This is a genomic window from Pseudomonas sp. PF05, from assembly GCF_056521845.1.
This window is the reverse complement of record NZ_JBWLPW010000003.1, coordinates 299,497-320,648: the sequence shown is the minus strand read 5'-3', so window position 1 is coordinate 320,648 and position 21,152 is coordinate 299,497. Positions and strand designations below refer to the sequence as shown.

At 61.5% G+C, this 21,152-nt stretch carries 17 protein-coding genes; 9 read left to right on the top strand and 8 right to left on the bottom strand.

The window, feature by feature from the left end; all coding sequences use genetic code 11:
- Nucleotides 1–67 precede the first annotated feature (67 nt).
- The gene (locus tag AC09SL_RS09015) at nucleotides 68–688 is read left to right on the top strand and encodes a TetR/AcrR family transcriptional regulator (RefSeq protein ID WP_003202912.1); all 621 of its coding nucleotides are present in this window, start codon (nucleotides 68–70) and stop codon (nucleotides 686–688) included.
- A 142-nt stretch (nucleotides 689–830) separates the two neighbouring features.
- Here the strand turns inward: AC09SL_RS09015 and preA are convergent, their stop codons facing one another.
- From preA to hydA, 3 genes are all read right to left on the bottom strand, one after another.
- Nucleotides 831–2,105, bottom strand: coding sequence for an NAD-dependent dihydropyrimidine dehydrogenase subunit PreA (gene preA / locus AC09SL_RS09010; RefSeq protein ID WP_058544472.1), 1,275 nt, complete (start codon nucleotides 2,103–2,105; stop codon nucleotides 831–833).
- Nucleotides 2,106–3,473, bottom strand: coding sequence for an NAD(P)-dependent oxidoreductase (locus tag AC09SL_RS09005; RefSeq protein WP_058544473.1), 1,368 nt, complete (start codon nucleotides 3,471–3,473; stop codon nucleotides 2,106–2,108).
- Between the two features lie 181 nt (nucleotides 3,474–3,654).
- Nucleotides 3,655–5,094 (bottom strand): dihydropyrimidinase, encoded by a 1,440-nt coding sequence (hydA, locus tag AC09SL_RS09000; protein WP_058544474.1) that lies wholly within the window; start codon nucleotides 5,092–5,094, stop codon nucleotides 3,655–3,657.
- A 605-nt stretch (nucleotides 5,095–5,699) separates the two neighbouring features.
- Between hydA and AC09SL_RS08995 the strand changes: the two genes are divergently transcribed.
- Together AC09SL_RS08995 and AC09SL_RS08990 are read left to right on the top strand one after the other, a co-directional pair.
- The gene (locus tag AC09SL_RS08995; RefSeq protein WP_058544475.1) at nucleotides 5,700–7,178 is read left to right on the top strand and encodes an NCS1 family nucleobase:cation symporter-1; all 1,479 of its coding nucleotides are present in this window, start codon (nucleotides 5,700–5,702) and stop codon (nucleotides 7,176–7,178) included.
- Between the two features lie 151 nt (nucleotides 7,179–7,329).
- On the top strand, nucleotides 7,330–8,613 hold the full coding sequence (locus AC09SL_RS08990) for a Zn-dependent hydrolase (protein WP_058544476.1): 1,284 nt from the start codon (nucleotides 7,330–7,332) through the stop codon (nucleotides 8,611–8,613).
- Between the two features lie 229 nt (nucleotides 8,614–8,842).
- Here AC09SL_RS08990 and AC09SL_RS08985 read toward each other — a convergent pair whose 3' ends face one another.
- Nucleotides 8,843–9,301, bottom strand: coding sequence for an REP-associated tyrosine transposase (locus tag AC09SL_RS08985; RefSeq protein ID WP_058544477.1), 459 nt, complete (start codon nucleotides 9,299–9,301; stop codon nucleotides 8,843–8,845).
- A 303-nt stretch (nucleotides 9,302–9,604) separates the two neighbouring features.
- Here AC09SL_RS08985 and AC09SL_RS08980 point away from each other — a divergent pair, with 303 nt between their 5' ends.
- Together AC09SL_RS08980 and AC09SL_RS08975 are read left to right on the top strand one after the other, a co-directional pair.
- The gene (locus tag AC09SL_RS08980) at nucleotides 9,605–11,089 is read left to right on the top strand and encodes a helix-turn-helix transcriptional regulator (protein WP_058544478.1); all 1,485 of its coding nucleotides are present in this window, start codon (nucleotides 9,605–9,607) and stop codon (nucleotides 11,087–11,089) included.
- 239 nt (nucleotides 11,090–11,328) lie between these two features.
- Nucleotides 11,329–11,580, top strand: coding sequence for a DUF1652 domain-containing protein (locus AC09SL_RS08975; protein ID WP_058544479.1), 252 nt, complete (start codon nucleotides 11,329–11,331; stop codon nucleotides 11,578–11,580).
- A 231-nt stretch (nucleotides 11,581–11,811) separates the two neighbouring features.
- On the opposite strand, the gene AC09SL_RS08970 is transcribed toward AC09SL_RS08975, so the two are convergent.
- Together AC09SL_RS08970 and AC09SL_RS08965 are read right to left on the bottom strand one after the other, a co-directional pair.
- Complete coding sequence (locus AC09SL_RS08970) at nucleotides 11,812–13,197, bottom strand: sensor histidine kinase (RefSeq protein WP_058544480.1); 1,386 nt, start codon at nucleotides 13,195–13,197, stop codon at nucleotides 11,812–11,814.
- Nucleotides 13,175–13,858 carry a response regulator transcription factor gene (locus tag AC09SL_RS08965; RefSeq protein WP_039592999.1) on the bottom strand — a complete coding sequence of 228 codons (684 nt, stop codon included), beginning with the start codon at nucleotides 13,856–13,858 and terminating at the stop codon, nucleotides 13,175–13,177. Before AC09SL_RS08965 ends, AC09SL_RS08970 begins: the two co-directional genes overlap by 23 nt.
- A gap of 277 nt (nucleotides 13,859–14,135) precedes the next feature.
- On the opposite strand from AC09SL_RS08965, the gene hcnA reads away from it, so the two are divergent.
- Genes hcnA through hcnC form a run of 3 tightly spaced genes read left to right on the top strand, consistent with a single transcriptional unit; the run spans nucleotide 14,136 to nucleotide 17,117 of the window.
- Nucleotides 14,136–14,459, top strand: coding sequence for a cyanide-forming glycine dehydrogenase subunit HcnA (hcnA, locus tag AC09SL_RS08960; protein ID WP_058544481.1), 324 nt, complete (start codon nucleotides 14,136–14,138; stop codon nucleotides 14,457–14,459).
- Nucleotides 14,456–15,865 carry a cyanide-forming glycine dehydrogenase subunit HcnB gene (hcnB, locus tag AC09SL_RS08955; protein WP_058544482.1) on the top strand — a complete coding sequence of 470 codons (1,410 nt, stop codon included), beginning with the start codon at nucleotides 14,456–14,458 and terminating at the stop codon, nucleotides 15,863–15,865. The genes hcnA and hcnB overlap by 4 nt, the downstream gene beginning before the upstream one ends.
- Nucleotides 15,858–17,117: a cyanide-forming glycine dehydrogenase subunit HcnC gene (gene hcnC, locus AC09SL_RS08950; RefSeq protein WP_058544483.1), complete on the top strand. Its 1,260-nt coding sequence runs from the start codon at nucleotides 15,858–15,860 to the stop codon at nucleotides 17,115–17,117. Before hcnB ends, hcnC begins: the two co-directional genes overlap by 8 nt.
- Nucleotides 17,118–17,241: 124 nt before the next feature.
- Here the strand turns inward: hcnC and AC09SL_RS08945 are convergent, their stop codons facing one another.
- Together AC09SL_RS08945 and AC09SL_RS08940 are read right to left on the bottom strand one after the other, a co-directional pair.
- A complete protein-coding gene (locus AC09SL_RS08945; protein WP_058544484.1) occupies nucleotides 17,242–17,853 on the bottom strand; it encodes a glutathione S-transferase family protein in 612 nt (203 codons plus the stop codon).
- A gap of 29 nt (nucleotides 17,854–17,882) precedes the next feature.
- The gene (locus AC09SL_RS08940; RefSeq protein WP_003202885.1) at nucleotides 17,883–18,806 is read right to left on the bottom strand and encodes a MurR/RpiR family transcriptional regulator; all 924 of its coding nucleotides are present in this window, start codon (nucleotides 18,804–18,806) and stop codon (nucleotides 17,883–17,885) included.
- Between the two features lie 313 nt (nucleotides 18,807–19,119).
- Between AC09SL_RS08940 and AC09SL_RS08935 the strand changes: the two genes are divergently transcribed.
- Nucleotides 19,120–21,057, top strand: a complete 1,938-nt coding sequence (locus AC09SL_RS08935; RefSeq protein ID WP_058544485.1) for a bifunctional 5-dehydro-2-deoxygluconokinase/5-dehydro-2-deoxyphosphogluconate aldolase — start codon at nucleotides 19,120–19,122, stop codon at nucleotides 21,055–21,057.
- The last annotated feature ends 95 nt before the right edge of the window (nucleotides 21,058–21,152 follow it).

Sequence of the window (21,152 nt, the reverse complement as noted above, 5' to 3'; positions counted from 1 at the left end):
GGCTCCCCAGTGTTTTCAGAAGTGGGTGAATGCTAGTCTTGACCAACGCTGTTGCCAGGGAGCCCTCATGGGCAATCACAAGATCGAGATTCGTCGCAGTAACGTCGAGAAAATCCTGTTGGCCGCCGAGAAGGTCTTTGCCGAAAAAGGCTTCGGCAGCACCGCCATGGCCGACATTGCCGCCGAAGTGCAATTGCCCCGTTCCAACCTGCATTATTACTTCAGCACCAAGAGCGAACTGTACAGCGCCGTGCTGTTCGACCTGCTGGAGGTCTGGAAGCAGGACGCCTTGTGCTTCGAAATGTTCGACGACCCACGGGTGGTGCTCAGCAGCTACATCCGCGCCAAGATGAACCACTCCCGCAGCCGGCCCTACGGCTCGAAGGTCTGGGCCAACGAAATCATCCACGGCGCCCCAACGCTGGGCCAGGCCCTGGACGCCAGCCTCTACGACTGGGCCAAGATGAAGGAAGCGAAAATCCGCCAATGGGTGGAGGACAAACGCATCCTGCCGGTGGAGCCTTCAAGCCTGCTCTACATGATCTGGGCCTCGACCCAGCACTACGCCGACTTCGACCACCAGATCAACATTCTCAACGACCACCAGCCGCTGTCGGACATGCAGTTCGAACGGGCGGTGCAGACGGTGACCAGTGTGATTTTGCGGGGGATTGGGTTGGAGCCCTGAAATTTGTGGTGTGGCTGATGGCCCTATCGCGAGCAGGCTCGCTCCCACAGTGGATTTCTGGCGTACACAAACTCTGTGAACGACACGACCCAGTGTGGGAGCGAGCCTGCTCGCGATGGCGTCAGTCCAGACACCTCAGTCCTCAGACCGCTACATGGTAGGGATTACGCGGATCATGGTTCCAATCCAGGAACGGCTTGCCGGTGTCCACCGTCACCATCTCGATGCAGTCCTGCACCGGGCAGGTGATCTGGCACAGGTTGCAGCCCACGCACTCTTCATCGATCACTTCATATTTATGGGTGCCGTCAGCCTGCTTGAGGCTGGCGATGGCCTGGTGTGAGGTGTCCTCGCAGGCGATGTGGCAGCGCCCGCATCCGATGCACGCCTCCTGGTCGATCTTGGCGATGACCTGGTAGTTGATGTCCAGGTACTTCCAGTCGGTGGTGTTGCCCACCGCGCGCCCGGAGAACGCTTGCAGGTTGGCGTGGCCCTGGCTGTCCATCCAGCGCGACAGGCCGTCCTTCATCTCTTCGACGATGCGAAAACCATGCAGCATCGCCGCCGTGCAGACCTGCACCGCGCCGCTGCCCAGGGCGATGAATTCGGCGGCGTCGCGCCAACTGCCGATGCCGCCGATGCCGCAGATCGGCAGGCCTTGGGTCTGCGGGTCGCGGGCGATTTCGGCGACCATGTTCAGCGCGATGGGCTTGACCGCCGAGCCGCAGTAACCACCGTGGGTGCTTTGGCTGCCAACGCTGGGCAGGGCGACCATGCGGTCCAGGTCGACGCTGGTGATGGAGTTGATGGTATTGATCAACGACACCGCATCCGCGCCGCCGCGATGGGCCGCTCGGGCGGCGACGCGGATGTCGGTGATGTTCGGCGTGAGCTTGACGATCACTGGCAGCGAACAATAGGTCTTGCACCAGCGGGTCACTTGCTCGACGTACTCCGGCACTTGGCCGACCGCCGCGCCCATGCCCCGTTCCGGCATGCCGTGGGGGCAACCGAAGTTCAGCTCGATGCCGTCGGCGCCGGTAGCCTCCACCAAGGGCAGGATGCGTTTCCAGGACTCTTCGACGCAGGGCACCATCAGCGACACGATCAACGCCCGGTCCGGCCAGTCCTTTTTCACCTGGGTGATTTCCCGCAGGTTGATCTCCAGCGAACGGTCGGTGATCAGCTCGATGTTATTGATGCCCAGCACTTCGCGATTGGCACCGTAGTGGGCCGAATAACGCGAGGACACGTTCACCGCCGCCGGATCCTCTCCGAGGGTTTTCCAGACCACGCCACCCCAGCCAGCTTCGAAGGCGCGGACCACGTTGTAGGCTTTGTCGGTGGGCGGCGCGGAGGCCAGCCAGAACGGATTGGGCGCTTTGATGCCGGCGAAGACAATCGACAGATCGGCCATTTACGCAGCCTCCACGTTGAGCATCAGTTGAGCGTTGATCGCCTCGGCGGCGAGCTTGCCATGCTGCACGGCCTGCACCGTGAGGTCCTGGTCCAGGCTGGTGCAGTCACCGCCGGCGTAGACACCGGGAATGCTGGTGCGCAGGTGTTCGTCCACCAAAATCCGTCCGTCCTGGCGCTTGAGTTCCCGGGCCAGCGGGTCCAACAGTGCGTTGTCGTCGAAGGCCTGGCCGATGGCTTTGAAAATGGCGTCGGCGGGCAGGTCGAAGGTGTCGGTGCCGATGACCAGCCGGCCGTTCTCCAGATGCGTGCGGGAGAAGCGCATGCCGCGCACATGCCCGCCGTCATCGAGCAACACCTGTTGTGGCTGGGCCCAGGTCAGCAGGCGCACCTGATTGGCCTTGGCGATGTCTTGCTCGTGCAAGGTGGCCCCCATGTCTTCAAGGCCGCGACGGTAGACCAGGCTGACGTCCCGGGCACCGAGGCGAGCCATTTGCACGGCCATGTCGATGGCGGTGTTGCCGGCGCCGAGGACGATGCAGCGGTCGGCCAGGGGCAACTGGCTGAGGTCGTCGGCCTGGCGCAGTTCGCGGATGTAGTCGGTGGCGGCCAACAGCCCTGGCGCTTGTTCGTCACTCAGGCCCAGTTGTTTGCTGGCGGCCAGGCCGAGGCCGAGGAACACCGCGTCGAACTGCTGGTGCAGGTCGCTCAGGCTCAGGTTCTCGCCGAGTTTCTGACCGTGGCGGATTTCGATGCCGCCGATCTCCAGCAGGAAGTCCAGTTCACGTTGGGCGTAATCGTCCACCAGTTTGTACTTGGCGATGCCGTATTCGTTGAGGCCGCCGGCTTTCTCCCGGGCTTCGAACATCACCACCTCATGGCCATGCATGGCGCTGCGATGTGCACACGACAACCCCGCCGGCCCGGCCCCGACCACGGCGATGCGCTTGCCGGTGGCGGCGGCACGCGGGAAGGGGTGTTCGCTGAAGTGGGCGTTGTCTACGGCGTAGCGCTGCAACGAGCCGATCAACACGGGCGCGCATTCATGGGCGTTGTTGCGCACGCAGGCTTGCTGGCAAAGGACCTCGGTGGGGCAGACCCGGGCGCAACTGCCACCGAGGATGTTGGCCGAAAGAATCGTCTGCGCCGCGCCTTGGACATTGTCCTGGTGGATGTTGCGAATGAACGAAGGAATGTCGATCTCGCTCGGACAGGCGTTCACACACGGCGCGTCATAGCAGTACAGGCAGCGGGACGCTTCCAAGTGGGCCTGGCGCGCGTTGAGCGGCGGCGCCAGGTCGCTGAAGCGATCGGCGAGGGTGGCCGGGTCTTCCAGGGAATGGGGGAGGTGACTCAAGGGCTGGATCATGGAATGGGCCTCACGGTGTTTGAGGTGCTGCCTCTGGTGGGCAGTGGTTTTTGCGCAGGAACCCTGTAGGAGCTGCCGAAGGCTGCGATCTTTTACCCGGACAATTGAGTCTTGAGTGAAAAACCGCCAGATCAAGATCAAAAGATCGCAGCCTTCGGCAGCTCCTACGCACGGCGTTCGCTTATCGCTTGATGGCAACAGGCCTGTGCAACTCAGCCCGCTTGCTCAGCAAATCGAACACCGCCGGATACGCCGGCCGTTCGATGTAGCGCCCGGCGCCGCGTTCGGCCCGCAGGTCGCCGTCGGCCCAGACCAGCCGACCCTGGCTGATGGTGTGGCTGGGCACGCCGCGCACGGTCTTGCCTTCGAAGATGTTGAAGTCCACTTGCTGGTGGTGGGTCTTGGCGGAAATCGTGCGGCTGCCTTGCGGATCCCATAGCACCAGGTCGGCATCGGCGCCGACGCGGATCGCCCCCTTGCGTGGGTAGAGGTTGAAGATCTTTGCGGTGTTGGTGGAGGTGAGGGCGACGAAGTCCTGCATCGACAGTTTGCCGCTGTTGACCCCCTCGTCCCAGAGCACCGCCATGCGGTCTTCGATACCGGCGGTGCCGTTGGGGATCTTGCTGAAGTCGTCGCGGCCGGCGGCTTTCTGTTCGGCGCAGAAGCAGCAGTGGTCAGTGGCGGTGGTGTGCAGGTTGCCGGACTGCAAGCCATGCCAGAGCGCCTCTTGATGCCCGCGCGGGCGGAAGGGCGGGCTCATCACGTAACCGGCGGCGGTCTGCCAGTCCGGATCGCGATAGACGCTGTCGTCCAGCAGCAGGTGCCCGGCCAGTACTTCACCGTAGACCGGCTGGCCCTTGCTGCGGGCGTAGGTGATTTCGTCCAGGGCTTCCTTGGTGGACACGTGCACCAGGTACAGCGGCGTGCCCAGGGTTTCGGCGATGCGGATGGCGCGGCTCGCAGCTTCGCCTTCCACTTGCGAGGGCCGGGACAACGGATGGGCTTCGGGCCCGGTGATGCCCTGGGCCAGCAGCTTGCGTTGCAGGTGATAGACCAGTTCGCCGTTCTCGGCGTGCACGGTGGGCACCGCACCCAGTTCCAGGCAACGCTCGAAGCTCGCCACCAAGGTGTCGTCGGCGGCCATGATTGCGTTCTTGTAGGCCATGAAGTGCTTGAAGCTGTTCACGCCGTGATGGGTGACCAGCTCGGCCATGTCTTCACGGACTTGCTCGCTCCACCAGGTGATTGCCACGTGAAAACCGTAGTCACTGGCGCTTTTCTCGGCCCAGCCACGCCATTGGTGAAAGGCTTCCATCAGCGATTGCTGGGGGTTGGGAATCACGAAGTCGATGATCGATGTAGTGCCCCCGGCCAGGCCCGCCGCCGTGCCGCTGAAGAAGTCTTCACTGGCGACCGTGCCCATGAACGGCAACTGCATATGCGTATGAGGGTCGATGCCGCCGGGCATCAAGTATTGGCCGCTGCCATCGAGCACTTCGACGCCAGCCGGAACATCCAGGTTTTCACCAATGGCCTTGATCACGCCGTCGGCACACAACACATCGGCGCGATAACTTTCATCATGGGTAATAACGGTGGCACCACGGATCAATAGAGACATTCCGAGTTCCTCGCAGGCATGACCGACTGTTGCCGGTTCTTTATGTTTTTGGTTGTTAAGTGACAACGTCGTGCAGATTTGTATTCTTGTCACGACTGTCAGGATTAGACGCTAGCTGGAGTTATTGAAATGAGCAAGATTATTTTTTATAAGCTTATGCGTTAATTAAATTATTGAAATTAAACGATTAAATCTGAAAATCACCAAAATGGTGAGCCTGCTCACCATTTTGACGCACTTGACAGGATCATTATTTGAGCGAGATTTGTCATGGTAAATCAGCGGCTTGAAAGCGCTTGAAGTGCGGTCCAGACACCTCGCCTTGATTCGGGGTGCACCACTTTGAATCTCGAACTCGACAGGACGTGCAGGTCATCTAGCCTCAAGTCGATGAGGACAAAGTGAAGCAGGGCGGTTAATTGGCTTTAAATCTTTAAATATCAAATGTTTGAGAAGGTTATATCGATCGTCTGGTCAGCTCGGCGCGTTATTCGGCACGGTTATTGAGTGCCGTCGTAGTCTGGCGAGGTGGTCGGTAGCACGCGTGCAAGTACTCCGGCCATCGCCAGTCGATGAGCAAAAATAATGAAAACAGTGGAGCGGACATGACCAGATCAACAGTGACTGAGCGCGACGGGTTGTTCGAGCTTGAAGCCGGCAGCGACGTCCTCGACAGCCCCCGTTATAACCACGACATTGCGCCGACCCAGGTGCACGAGCGAACCTGGAACAAATGGCACATCACCGCATTGTGGGTGGGCATGGCGATCTGCGTGCCGACCTACACCTTGGGCGGTGTGCTCACTGCCTATTTCGGCTTGACGGTGGGCGAGGCGCTGCTGGCGATTCTGTTTGCCAACATCATCGTGCTGATCCCCCTGACCCTCAATGCCTTTGCCGGGACCAAGTACGGCATTCCGTTTCCGGTGCTGTTGCGCTCATCCTTCGGCGTGATTGGCTCCAACGTGCCGTGCCTGATTCGCGCCCTGGTGGCTTGTGGCTGGTTCGGCATCCAGACGATGTTCGGCGGACTGGCGATCCACCTGCTTCTCGGCTCGGTGTTCGAAGGCTGGAAGAGCCTGGGTGGCACCGGCGAAGTGATCGGCTTCATGCTGTTCTGGGTCATCAACCTGTGGGTGGTGTTGCGCGGCGCCGAGTCGATCAAGTGGCTGGAAACCTTGTCTGCGCCACTGTTGGTGCTGGTGGGCGCGGGGCTGTTGCTATGGGCATTGCCCAACGTTTCGATGACTGAACTGATGGCGGTCCCGGCCAAGCGTCCCGAAGGGGCTGGCGTGACCAGCTATTTCCTGGCCGGGCTGACGGCCATGGTCGGTTTCTGGGCCACCCTGTCGTTGAACATTCCTGACTTCAGCCGTTATGCCAAGAGCCAGAAAGACCAGATCGTGGGGCAGGTCATCGGCCTGCCATTGACCATGTTCCTGTTCGCCTCCCTCGGTGTGGTCATGACCGCGGCCTCGGAAAAACTGGTGGGGGTGACCGTCTCCGACCCGGTGAGCTTGATCGGGCACATCCAGAGCCCTGTGTGGGTGGCCCTGGCGATGGTACTGATCATTGTCGCCACGCTCTCGACCAACACCGCCGCCAACATCGTCTCGCCCACCAACGACTTCCAGAACCTGGCGCCGAAACTGATCGGCCGCACCAAGGCGGTGATGCTCACCGGGCTGGTGGGGTTGGCGCTGATGGCCCACGAACTGTTGAAGAAACTTGGCCTGATCGTCTCCGAGGTCAGCCTTGAGTCGGTCTACTCCAACTGGCTGCTGGGTTATTCGAGCCTGCTGGGGCCGATTGCCGGGATCATGGTGGTGGATTATTTCCTGATCAAGAAACAGCAACTGGACCTGGCCGGGCTGTACCGCGACGACGTCTACCCGGCGTGGAACTGGAACGGCTTCATCGCCTTTGGCGTGCCGGTGGTGCTGACGCTGCTGTCCCTGGGCAGCGATGCGTTCAGTTGGTTCTACAGCTACGGCTGGTTCACCGGCTCGGCGCTGGGCGGGGTGATTTATTACGGGTTGTGCAGTCTGCGAGCGAGCCCGTCCGTTGCCAAAACAGCGGTGTGAAGGACGGCCTCATCGCGAGCAAGCTCGCTCCCACACTGGATTTGGGTGGATGCAAAATCTGTGTGCAGAGCAGATCCCCTGTGGGAGCGAGCTTGCTCGCGATAGCGGCCTCAAGCACACCAAAAACATGCCTGAAAAAATGGAGATCCCCATGAACGCAGCCATCGACGTTCTGCAATCCACCCATCAGCACATCAACCGCGATCGCCTGTGGCAATCGCTCATGGACCTGGCCCAGCTCGGTGCCACGGTCAAGGGTGGGGTGTGCCGGCTGGCCCTGACCGACCTTGACCGGCAGGCCCGCGACCTGTTCGTGCAATGGACCCAGGCGGCGGGCTGCACCGTCAGCATCGATGCGGTGGGCAATATCTTCGCCCGTCGCCCGGGGCGCAATCCGAACCTGCCGCCGGTGATGACCGGCAGCCACATCGACACCCAGCCCACCGGCGGCAAGTTCGACGGCTGCTTTGGCGTGCTCTCCGGGCTGGAGGTGCTGCGCACCCTCAATGACCTGAACATCGAAACCGAGGCACCGCTGGAAGTGGTGGTCTGGACCAACGAAGAGGGCTCGCGTTTCGCCCCGTGCATGATGGGCTCCGGCGTGTTCGCCGAAAAATTCACCCTCGAAGAAACCCTCGCCAAGGTCGACGCCGAAGGCATCAGCGTGGGCCAGGCGCTCGATGCCATTGGCTATGCGGGTTCGCGTCCGGTCAGTGGGCATCCGGTGGGGGCGTATTTCGAGGCACACATCGAACAGGGGCCGATCCTCGAAGACGAAGGCAAGACCATCGGCGTGGTGATGGGCGCGCTGGGGCAGAAGTGGTTCGACCTGACGTTGCGCGGCGTCGAAGCCCACGCCGGCCCGACCCCGATGCACCTGCGCAAGGATGCCCTGGTGGGCGCGTCGATCATCGTCGGTGCTGTCAACCGCGCCGCCCTGGGTCATCAACCCCATGCCTGCGGCACGGTGGGTTGCCTGCAAGCCTATCCGGGGTCGCGCAATGTCATCCCCGGCGAAGTGCGCATGACCCTGGACTTTCGTCACCTGGAGCCGGCGCGTCTGGATTCGATGATTGCCGAGGTCAAGCAGGTCATCGAAGACACCTGTCGGCAGCACGGCCTGACCTTCGAGTTGAAACCCACGGCCGACTTCCCGCCGCTGTATTTCGACAAGGGCTGCGTCGACGCCGTACGCAGCGCGGCCCAGGGGCTGGGCCTGTCCCATCTGGACATCGTCAGCGGCGCGGGCCATGACGCGATCTTCCTCGCCGAACTGGGCCCGGCCGGCATGATCTTCGTGCCCTGCGAAGGCGGCATCAGCCACAACGAAATCGAAAACGCCGCCCCGGACGACCTCGCCGCCGGCTGCGCGGTGCTGCTGCGAGCGATGCTGGCCGCCTCACAAGCGATTGCCGAGGGGCGCATGGCGGCTTGAAGGCTAAAAGATCGTAGCTCCCACGGGGGAACGCCTATGTAGGAGCTGGCGAAGCCTGCGATCTTTTGATCTTTCGCTTGAGATTCAAGTGTCTGGGGAAAGATCGCAGCCTCGTTGCACTCGACAGCTCCTACACAGCTCCACACAGCTCCTACACAGCTCCTACATAGCTCCTACAGGGAACGCGTCGATATGTAGGAGCTGGCGAAGCCTGCGATCTTTTTGCTCATCAAATCCAAATGGCATCCCACAGGGGATAGTCACCCACGCGCATCACCAATCCGGCACGCAACGGATTGCTGATGATGTACCGTGCAGCGTCCTTCAGATCCTCATCCTTGCGTAGCGCACGATCATAGTAGCCTCGCTGCCACAATCGGCCTTGCTGGCAACGGGCAAGATTGACCGCTCGGCTGCTGCGGGATTTGATGCGGCTCATCAGCTCGGCCAGACTGCCGCTATGCAATTGTGCCAGCCAATGCACATGATCCGGCATCACTACCCAGGCGAGGGAGGTCACCATTGAGACTTCTTCGGCACAGCGCAACTGATCGACGAGCAGCCGGCCCAGTCGCCAATCGCTAAAAACAGGTTGGCGCTGGTACACCACGGCAGTCAGCAGATAGATTCGGTCGGGTTCATTTACTCGACCTTTACGCAAACGACATCCATGTGCTGCGGTGGGCATTGCGTGATCTCCAAAGGAAAATATGTAGATCATCGAAAATTAGTCGTTGCGACGAAGGACGATTGAAAAAGCAATTGCGCAATATTTCAGCGCATGCCGATTTCCGTAGGAGCTGGCGAAGCCTGCGATCTTTTGATCTTGATCTTTTGCTTGGGATTCAAGTGTTAGGGGAAAGATCGCAGCCTCGTTGCACTCGACAGCTCCTACACAGCTCCTGCGCAGCTTCTATGCAACTCCTACGGGAACGTGTCGTCACTGCGGGTGGTCGTAATCTCCATGCACTTGCGACCACATGGAGACCCAATGAATCAGCAAGTCCCGACCACCGATACCAACCGTCGTCAATTGCTGCAGATCATTGCCGGGCTGTCCGACGGGGTGATGTTGATCGAGGTCGACCAGACCATTGCCTGGGCCAACGCAGCGGCCTTGGCGATGCACGGGGTCGACGACCTCCGTGAGCTGGGCACCACGGCCCGGCAATACGCCCGGCGTTTCAATTTGCGTTATCGCAACAATCACCCGTTGAGCGAAGACAACTATCCCATCGCCCGGGTTGCCCGTGGCGATGAGTTCAGTGATGTGCTGGTGGAAGTCACGCCCCAGGCCGACCCGGATCGCACCTGGGTGCATCGGATCCGCAGCATGGTGCTGGCCGACCGCAACAGCGAGCCGGAGCTTCTCGTGCTGATCTTAAGCGATGCCACCGAATGGGCCAGCGCCGAGCAGCGCTTCGAGAAAACCTTCGGCGCCAACCCGGCCCCGGCGGTGATCTGTCGCCTCAGCGACCTGCGTTACATCAAGGTCAATCCGGGGTTCCTGGAGATGACCGGCTACAGCCGCGAGCAGGTGATCGGGCGTTCGGTGTATGAGCTTGATGTGCTTGAGGCCGCCGAAAAACGCGATTTGGCCATCGAGCGCCTGGGGCAGGGCGCGACCATTCCGCAAATGCAGGCCGAGTTGAAATTGCCCGACGGCACCGGCAAACAGGTGATCGTCGCCGGCCAGCCGCTGGACCTGCACGACGAAGACTGCATGCTGTTTTCCTTCATGGACATGGAGCCGCGACGCAAGGCAGAAACGGCGCTGCGCCAGAGCGAGGAGCGCTTTGCCAAGTCGTTCCGCCTCTCGCCCGTACCGACCCTGGTGTGCAGCGCCGAACAACAGTTGTTGGAAGTCAACGAGGCGTTTCTCCAGACCTCCGGTTACGCCAGCGAAGAGCTGTTGGGCAAGACCGTGGAGGAAGTCGGCTTTCTCGACAAGGATGCCAGCGCCGCGCTGTTTGCCCGGCTGGAAAAGGCTGCCGCTGTTTCAAGCATCGACGTCAAGGTGCACAAGAAGGGCGGCGAACTCATCGACTGTGAGGTGGCCGCCGATACGGTGCTCATCCAGGACAAGCCTTGCTACCTGCTGGTGCTGATGAACATCACCGAGCGCAAACGTTCGGAGCTGGAGTTGGTGGCGGCTATTGAGGAAGTGATGAAAGACGCTTCCTGGTTCAGTCGGACCCTGATTGAAAAACTGGCCAACGTGAAGAGCATCAACGCTCAGGTGCCGAGTGTGTCATTCACCGAGCTGACGGCCCGGGAGCGGGACGTGCTGGGGCTGATTTGCGAAGGCCTGGCAGACAAGGAAATCGCCGCGCGCCTGAAGCTGGCGCCCAACACCGTGCGCAATCACGTGGCTACGCTGTATTCGAAACTCGATGTCCATAGCCGCAGCGAGGCGATTGTCTGGGCGCGGGAGCGGGGATTGTTCGCTAATGAATGGCGCATGAAGGCACCATGATAGCCAGTGCAAATGCACCGGGCGTGCTGGTGCAAATTCGGGTTTTGCAGGGAGAGGCGGTTCCTTAGGCTGTCAGTGTGCGACATCGTCCGTGATGTCGCGTCCCCACGAAACAGTCAAGGAATACGCCACAATGTGCAGAGAACGAACTCAGTATGAGAGCGACAGGATGTCTATACGAACCAGGAGGCCGGCACTGTCCACCGTTCATTTGCGCCCCCGCGGCTGAGGTGCATCGCATGACCCATCTGGCCCCCTTGCGCGCCCGCCTCGAAGAAAGCTTTACGCCGCTGGCTTGCGAATGCAGCCTCAATGGCGACGGGACCCTCACCGTGCGCTTGTATCATCGTGAAAGCGGTGAAGTAGACCTGGTGGTGAGTGGCATGAGTGTCGACAGCGTCCGGTCGGAAGAGAGCATCGCAAAGTTGATCGACGAGCTGCGCTATGAGCTGGAAAACATCCCGCTGCATCGCAGTGACCATCTTCTGTAGGAGCTGGCGAAGCCTGCGATCTTTTGATCTTGATCTTGATCTTGATCTTTCGCTTGAGATTCAAGTGTCTGGGGAAAGATCGCAGCCTCGTTGCACTCGACAGCTCCTACGCAGCTCCTACACAGCTTCTGCGCAGTTCCTACACAGCTCCTGCACAGCTTTTGCGCAGCTTTTGCGCAGTTCCTGGCGGGAGCGAGCACTCTCGCCACAGGTGCTGTTCCAGTCCCATGGCTACAACAACGTCCCCCGGCAATCGAGCACCAACTGTGCGCCGCCGTATTCGCTGCTGCCCACCTCCAGTGTGAACCCATGCAGATTGACGATCGCCGCGACGATCGACAGGCCCAGGCCGAATCCGCCGTGCTGGCTGCTGCCCTCGGCACGGTAGAAGCGGCGGAACACGGCCTTGCGCTCCGCATCGGGAATGCCCGGGCCTGAGTCGAGCACTTCGATGCGCGTGCTGTCGCCCTGATCGACCCCGCGCAGTATCACCGTGCCTCCCGGCGGGGTGAACTTGATGGAGTTGCTCAGCAGGTTCGACACGGCTTCGAACAGCAATGCCCGGTCGCCGTTGAGCAGGGGCAGGGCATCAGGCGCCTCCAGGATGAAGGTCAGTTCGCCTTCCTCGGCCAGCGGCAGGTAAAAGTCATGCAACTCCTGCAATAACTGCAACGGGTCGAGGCGCACGAAGCCCGAGCGCCGTTGCTGGTCTTCCAGCTCGGAAATCCGCAACAAGCCACGAAACCGTGCCATCAGGGTGTCGGTTTCGCCGATCACCTGGTCCATTTGCAAGGCCTCGGGCGAGCCGTCCGGCGCTTGCTGCTGGATGCGATAAAGTTGGGCGCGCAGACGCGTCAAAGGGGTGCGCAGGTCATGGGCGATGTTATCGCACACGCCCTTGACCTCATTCATCAAGCGTTCGATGCGCTCGAGCATGGCATTGACGATCGCCGCCAGCATGTCCAATTCATCACGCCGGCTCGACAGCGGCAGGCGGTGGGTCAGGTCGCCGGCGACGATGGCTTCGGCGCTGGCCTGCAGTTTGCGAATCCGCTGCAACGGTCGGCGACGCAGCAGATGCCAGCCGGCGATCCCCGGCAGGATCGTCAGCGATACCCCCCAGAACAGCGCGTGCAAGATGATGCGGGTCACGGCGAACAGCGAACCATTGTCCCGCGCCAGTACCAGCCAGCGGCCGTCTTGGGTCCGGGTCGCCACCGCGTCACAACTGTCGGAAGGCACGCTCGGGTCGTCGGAATCGACGCAACCGCCGAGCATGTGGATCTTGCCGTCCAGCGGCAGGTCCGCCGGGATCCGCACGATCGGCCCGCTCAAATGCCGCAGTAGTGGATCGAACAAGCCGTAGGCGTCAACGCCGCGCTCGTCCAGCGTCAGGCTGGCCATGAGCGCATCTTCCAGTTGATCGCCATGGATCCGGGCGAACAGGTGCTGGCGTTGCATCAGGGAGTGCTTGGCCAGGCTGTCGAGGTAGCCGAACACTTCGTAATACATGACCCCCATCAGGATCGCGCTCCAGATCACGAACAGCGAACTGTACAGCGCCAGCAGGCGGCTGCTGGAGGAGCGCCAGCCTTTAGCGGGGTTCAGCAATGACATAGCCGGAACCCCGTACCGTGCGAATCAGCGGTTCCAGGCCCGGCGGATCGATTTTCTTGCGCAGGCGGCCGATGTGGACGTCGATCAGGTTGGTGCCGGGGTCGAAGTGATAGCCCCAGACTTCCTCGAAAATCATCATGCGCGAGAGGATCTGTCCGCTGTTGCGCATCAGGAACTCCAGCAACTTGTATTCGGTGGGCAGCAGGCTGAGCAGTTGCCCGTTGCGGCTGGCTTCGCGGCTGATCAGGTTCAACTCAAGGTCAGCCACCCGCAACACGGTTTCCGGTTCGCGGGCGCCATTGTTGCGCCGCAGCAGCACTTCGACCCGGGCGGCCATTTCGTCGGTGGCGAACGGCTTGGTCAGGTAATCGTCGCCGCCGGCCCGCAGGCCGCGGACCCGCTCGTCCACGTCGGAGAGGGCGCTGATCATCAGGATCGGCGTGGCCACGCCCATGGTGCGCAGCGTGGTGACGATTACCAGGCCGTCGAGCTCGGGCAGCATGCGGTCGAGGGTGATCAGGTCGTAGTCGCCGCTCACCGCCCGTTCCAGGCCTTCGCGGCCGTTGTCGACCCAATCGACATCCAGGCCGTTGCGGGTCAGCTCGGCAACGATTTCACGGGCGGTCACGGCGTCGTCTTCGATGGTCAGGATGCGGTTCATGGGCGGTACCGTGTTGGGAAGTTGGTGCTATTGCGCAGCATTCTGCCAAAGAATACCTGTCGGCTTTCTGAAAAAAAGTTCATGAGCCGGCGAGCCATTTCGCTGGCCTGGATCAACACTTGGTCACAAATAATCCCTAACATAAATTTCGTGCGCACTATCATGTTGCGTCTGTTGCCCTGTTTTGGCGCTACCGCTGCAGGGTACCGATGCGAACCGGTGATGGTGTGCCGCAAGGAGCCGAGCCCCCACAGAATCTTCAAGGAAGAGCAGTATCATGCAACCTTCAGACCTTCTACGCCGAAAATTCGATATCCAGCCGCTGCCACAGGCCGACATGACGGTACGCCTGGACGGGCAGGCTGTCGGCGCTGCCCACGGTGAAACCGTCCTCACCGTCATCCAGTCCCTGGGACAACGCCAGGTGGCCCGCAACGACCACGACCAGATCAGCGGTGCCTATTGCGGCATGGGCGTGTGCCAATGCTGCCTGGTCAAGATCGACGGTCGCCACAAGCGCCGCGCCTGCCAGACCCTGGTGCGCCCTGGCATGCAGATCGAAACCCGGGTCAACCGCATCACCGAAACGGAGGCGCCATGAACCTCGATCCGGTGATTGTCGGCGGTGGGCCGGCGGGCATGGCCGCGGCCATTGAACTGGCCTCCCACGGCGTGCGCTGCACCTTGCTCGAAGAAGCGCCGCGCCTGGGTGGCGTGGTGTATCGCGGGCCGCTGCGTGATGGTGTGCGCCTGGATTACCTGGGCCCGCGCTACAGCGAAGCCCTGGAGAAACTCCACGGAGAATACCAGCGCCACGCCGGCCTGATCGACGTGCGATTGAGCAGCCGTGTCATCGGTGCCGAAGGCTTCCGGGCGCTGATGCTGCTCGATGCCGACGAGCGCCTGGGCGAGGTCGCCTATTCCCATCTGGTCCTGGCGGCCGGTTGTCATGAACGCAGCGTGCCGTTTCCTGGCTGGACCCTGGCGGGCGTGATGATGCTCGGCGGCCTGCAATTGCAGATCAAGAGCGGTGTGGTCAAGCCGCCGAGCCCAGTGGTGATCGCGGGCACCGGTCCGTTGTTGCCACTGGTGGCCTGCCAACTGCACGCATCGGGCGTGGCGGTGGCGGGTGTGTATGAGGCTTGTGCGTTCGGCCGGATCGCCAAGGAAAGCCTGGCGTTGCTGAACAAGCCGCAACTGTTTCTCGACGGCTTGAGCATGTTGGCTTACCTCAAGCTCAATCGCATTCCCGTGCGCTATGGCTGGGGCGTGGTGCAGGCTGACGGGGAAGGTGAATTGAGCCATGTGACCGTCGCGCCGTATTCCAGTACCTGGGAGCCCGACCTCAAACGCGCTGAACAGATTCCAGCCCAGACGCTGGCAGTCGGCTACGGGTTTATCCCGCGGACTCAATTGAGCCAACAGATGGGCCTGGAACATGGCTTCAGCGACGACGGCTATTTGCGGGCCGTGTCCGATGCCTGGCAACAAAGCAGCGAAGCGCACATTCACCTGGCTGGCGACATGGGCGGGATTCGCGGCGGTGAAGCCGCCATGCTGAGCGGGCGCATCGCGGCGCTGTCGATCCTGATGCAACGCAACGTGCTGGACCCGTCTACCGCCCTGGCGCATCGGGAGCGCTACCAGGCACAACTGGAGCGGATCATTCGCTTTCGCGCCGCCGTGGATCGCTACACCCAGCGTGGCGCCGGGCAAACCGCGTTGCCGGCCGCCGATACGGTGATCTGCCGCTGCGAGCACGCCACCCGTGCCGACATCGACCGGGCGCTGGAGCAAGGCGTGCAGGACATGGCCAGCCTGAAGATGCGCACCCGCGTGAGCATGGGCGATTGCCAGGGGCGGATGTGCGTCGGCTATTGCAGTGACCGCTTGCGTGAAGCCACCGGGCGTGCCGACGTGGGCTGGCTGCGGCCGCGTTTCCCCATCGATCCGATTCCCTTTTCAGCGTTCCAGAATGTCGGTATGGAGGCCGTTTCCCATGATTAAGGACTATGACGTGGTCATCGCTGGCGGCGGTGTGATCGGGGCCTCGTGTGCCTATCAACTGTCCAAGCGCAAACACCTGAAGATCGCCCTGATCGACGCCAAGCGCCCCGGCAATGCGACCCGTGCCTCGGCAGGTGGCCTGTGGGCCATTGGCGAGTCGGTGGGCTTGGGTTGCGGAGTGATCTTCTTTCGCATGATGTCGGCCAACCGCAAGCGCCAGGCCCAGGGCGCCGCCGTGGCGGTGGATGCCAGTACGCCGCACATCCTGCCCCAGTCGTTCTTTGATTTCGCCTTGCAGTCCAACGCGATGTATCCGCAGTTGCACCGCGAATTGATCGACAACCATGGCATGGACTTCAAGTTCGAGGAGACCGGGCTCAAGTTCGTGATCTACGACGACGAAGACCGCTTGTACGCCGAGCACATCGTCGCCTGCATTCCCCACCTGGCAGACCAGGTGCGCTGGCTTGACCAGGCTGCCCTGCGTGAGGCGGAGCCGAATGTCAGCCATGAGGCCCTGGGGGCGCTGGAGTTTCTCTGCGATCACCAGGTCAGCCCGTTCCGCCTGGCCGACGCCTACACCGAAGGCGCCCGGCAGAACGGTGTCGACTTGTTCTTCAACACCAGCGTGACCGAGGTGCTGCGCAGCGGCACGCGGGTCACAGGCGTGGAAACCGCCGAGGCGGGGACGTTCAACTGCCGGACCCTGATCAACGCGGCCGGTGCCTGGGCGGCGGACTTGAGTGAGCAGGCCACTGGCGTGCGGATTCCGGTCAAGCCGGTCAAGGGGCAGATCCTGCTGACCGAGCGCATGCCCAAGATCCTCAACGGTTGCCTGACCACCAGCGACTGCTATGTGGCGCAGAAAGACAACGGTGAAATCCTCATCGGCAGCACCACCGAAGACAAAGGCTTCGACGTGACCACGACCTATCCGGAGATCGAAGGGTTGGTGCAAGGCGCGGTGCGGTGCATCCCACAACTGGCCCACATCAACCTCAAGCGGACCTGGGCCGGCCTGCGCCCGGGGTCACCTGATGAATTGCCGATCCTGGGGCCGATGCGCGGGGTGCAAGGCTATCTCAACGCCTGCGGGCATTTCCGCACCGGCATCCTGACCTCGGCCATCACCGGGGTACTGTTGGACAAGCTGGTGAACAACGAACCGTTGCCGCTGGACATTACCCCGTTCCTGGAAGATCGCTTCGAGGTGGCGACGACAGTAAAGCCCCAGGAAATGGAACTGGCCTGAAGAAACTCTGTGGGGAACACATATCCCACAGTCACCCGAAAACAAACTGTGTGCGAGCCTGTGGGAGCAAGCTTTGCTCCCACAGGTACTCTGGTTACCCCCAGGGGTTTTTGTTCACAACCGATTATTCCATCGGCGTACCGACAAACGCCTCCAACCCTTCGGCATAAGCCGTAAACGCGCTGATCAACGGGAAAGCCTTGCCCTGCACCTGGTCCGGCACCACCAGGTTGGTGAAGCTCCAGGCCACTGCCACGGTGATGCCGGCCTGATCGAGTGTGCCATCGGTGCCCAACGGCTGTTTCTCCAGCTCCTGTTCCAGCATTCCATAGGCCGCCGCCAATTGGCCTTCCACGCGTTCAACCCAGGGGGCGTGCTGGATCTCTGTCGGCCGCAGGTTGCGTTCGTAGTAGATCTGCACCGACTTCTCGCACGCCGCCAGGGCCAAGCCAATCAGGCGCAGTGAGCGCAGCCGTTGCCCAAGGTCGACCGGCATCAAGCTTTTGCCCGGCGCGGCCAAGGCCTCGAGGTAGTCGATGATCAATGTGGAGTCCATCAGCACGTTGCTGTCGTCCAGCACCAGGGTCGGGGCCTTGACCACCGGGTTGATGCGCTGGAACTGTTCGAAATGCCTGAACACCGAAACGGACTCGTGCTCCAGGGCAACGCCCAGGCACTTGGCGCAAATGGCGACGCGTCGCACGTAGGGCGAGTCCAGCATGCCGATCAGTTTCATGACTTCTCCTTTAGAAAGTCTTGCGGGTGTTAATCCTCGAACCCGACCTGTTCATGGATTTCATCGACCTTGAGTTCCAGTCGGTAAGCCACGGCGATGAACAACGCCTGGCACAGGCACAGCGTGGCACTCAACGAACGGAAGGCGAACGAGCTGCCTTCGTTGACCAGCAACACCGCGTTGGCCCGTTTGGCCAGGGGCGACAGGTTGCTGTCGGTGATGATCAGGGTCTTGGCCTGGTGGTGCTGGGCAATGCGCAGGCAGTGCTGGGTTTCCTTGCCGTAGGGCGTGAAGCTGATGGCGATGACCAGGTCGTTGGCGCGCACGCTGCGCATCTGCTCGCGGTAACTGCCGCCCAGGCCGGACACCAGGTGAATGCGTTTATTGGTGTGTTGCAGGTTGTAGACCAGGTAATCGGCGACCGCGAATGAGCGGCGCACGCCCACTACATAGATGTTGTCGGCGTTGACCACCAGGTCCACGGCCTTTTCGAACGCCTGGTCGTCCAGTTCCAACCCCAGGCGCTCGATGCCCGACAGGGTCGCATTGACGCACTCGCGAGCCAGGTCGCCGCCGCTGGCCTTCTGCGACTTGTTGGCGATCATGCTGCGGATGCGCTGCTGGTAGTTCTGCACCGGGGTGGTCTTGTGGGTGTAGGCCTCGCGGAACAACGCCTGCATTTCGCTGAACCCACTGAAGCCAAAGCGCTGGGAGAACCTGACGATGGCCGAGGGGTGCACTTCGCATTCCCGGGCAATGTCGCTGATGCGGTCGACCATGATCCGGTCGCTCTGCTGGCTCATGTAGCTGGCGATGCGTTTGAGCTGGCGCGGCAGGCTTTCGTACTCATCGGTGATCAGTTGCAACAGGCGCTCGGCATTGATCGGTGGGCTCGGGAGGGCGGGTTCGGACGCGCTCTCGGACGGCGCCGGCAGATCATCGGGGCGGGTCATAGAAAATCCTTCTGGCTTGTTCTTTTAGGGCGGCCCGGAAAAAGGCCGGCCCTCGACAATAGGTTGGCTGGTCGCAGTCTACAGCGTAGGCGCAGGGAAAATCATGGGCGGACAAATGTTGCCGCCTCTGCTGAAACGATGCACTGCGTCTGGCTCGCTTGGGTCATGGTCTATTGGAAAAAATATTCCACATAAAAAATTTATAGAATAATTATTGATTGTTGCGCGCTGCTCGTTTTAGTCTGCATCCACCAACAGCGTTGGCGCCGGTTTCGGCGACAAGCGCAGGCTGATAAAAATAACAGGAGCCAGCATGGGCCAGACTCGTTTTGCCGGTGGGCGTCAATTGGATGTGATTTGCCTGGGACGCCTGGGTGTCGACCTCTATGCGCAGCAAGTCGGCGCGCGCCTGGAAGATGTCGCAAGCTTCGCCAAATACCTGGGCGGTTCCTCTGCCAACATCGCTTTCGGCACGGCGCGATTGGGGCTCAAGTCGGCGATGTTGAGCCGGGTAGGGGATGACCACATGGGCCGCTTCCTGGTGGAGTCCCTGACGCGCGAGGGCTGCGACGTCAGCGGCATCAAGGTCGATCCCGAACGCCTGACGGCCATGGTCCTGCTGGGTATCAAGGACCGGGAAACCTTTCCCCTGGTGTTCTATCGGGAAAATTGCGCCGACATGGCGCTGCGCGCCGAAGACATCGACGAAACCTTTATCGCTTCCAGCAAGGCGCTGCTGATCACCGGCACCCATTTCTCTACCGATGGCGTGTACAAGGCCAGCATCCAGGCGCTGGATTACGCCCAGAAGCACAATGTCAAATGCGTGTTGGACATCGATTATCGGCCGGTGCTCTGGGGCCTGGCGGGCAAGGCCGATGGGGAAACCCGCTTTGTGGCCGACCAGAAGGTCAGCCAGCATGTGCAAGGCATCCTGCCGCGTTTCGACCTCATTGTCGGCACTGAAGAAGAATTCCTGATCGCGGGCGGCAGCGAAGACCTGCTGAGCGCCTTGCGCACCGTGCGCTCGCTGACGGCGGCGACCCTGGTGGTCAAGCTTGGCCCGCAAGGTTGCACGGTGATCCATGGCGCTATCCCGGCCCGCCTTGAAGACGGCGCCCTTTACCCAGGTGTCCGGGTCGAGGTCTTGAATGTATTGGGCGCCGGTGATGCATTCATGTCGGGGTTCCTCGCCGGTTGGCTGGAGGACGCCAGCGATGAGCGCTGCTGTCAGTTGGCCAATGCCTGCGGCGGCCTGGTGGTGTCGCGCCATGCCTGTGCGCCGGCGATGCCGACCCGGGCCGAGCTCGACTATTTATTCAAGAGCCCGGTGCCCATCACCCGGCCGGACCAGGACGCCGTGCTGCAACGGTTGCATCAGGTCAGCGTGCCCCGCAAGGCCTGGAAACAACTGTTCGTCTTTGCTTTCGACCATCGCTGGCAGCTGGTGGAACTGGCCCAGAAGGGTGGCCGTGAGTTGAGCAGCATCGGCGAACTCAAGCAATTGTTCATCCAGGCGGTAGAGCGGGTCGAAGCCGACCTGCAGCGCCAAGGCATCGAGGCCGACGTCGGTCTGCTGGCCGACCAACGTTTCGGCCAGGACTCGCTGAACGCTGCCACCGGACGTGGCTGGTGGGTGGCGCGACCGGTAGAAGTGCAGGGTTCGCGGCCACTGGCGTTCGAACACGGACGCTCCATTGGCAGCAACCTGATCGCCTGGCCACAGGAACAGATCATCAAGTGCCTGGTGCAATTTCACCCTGACGACGAACCGCTGCTGCGCCTGGAGCAGGAAGCGCAATTGATGGGGTTGTACAAGGCCTCCCAGGTCAGCGGCCATGAATTGCTGCTGGAAGTCATTCCGCCCAAGGATCATCCATCGCCGCACCCGGACGTGCTCTATCGCGCCCTTAAACGCCTCTACAACCTGGGTATCTTTCCGGCGTGGTGGAAGATCGAAGCCCAGGGCGCGGAGCAATGGAAACAGCTCGATGAGCTGATCCAGCAACGCGACCCGTATTGCCGCGGCGTGGTCCTGTTGGGCCTCAACGCCCCGGCCTCTGCCTTGGCCGAAGGCTTCCGCCAGGCCAGTCAGAGCACCACCTGCCGCGGTTTTGCCGTGGGCCGCACGATCTTCCAGGAGCCGAGTCGGGCCTGGCTGGCCGGGGAAATCGATGATGAAGCGCTGATCCGGCAGGTGCAGGGCAGGTTCGTGGAGTTGATCGAGGCGTGGCGTGCCGCGCGGGATTGATGACTGTGCAGGCTTGTGTGGCAGGGAGCTCGCTCCCGCAGGACGCTGTAGGAGCTGGCGAAGCCTGCGATCTTTTGATCTTGATCGTTCGCTCT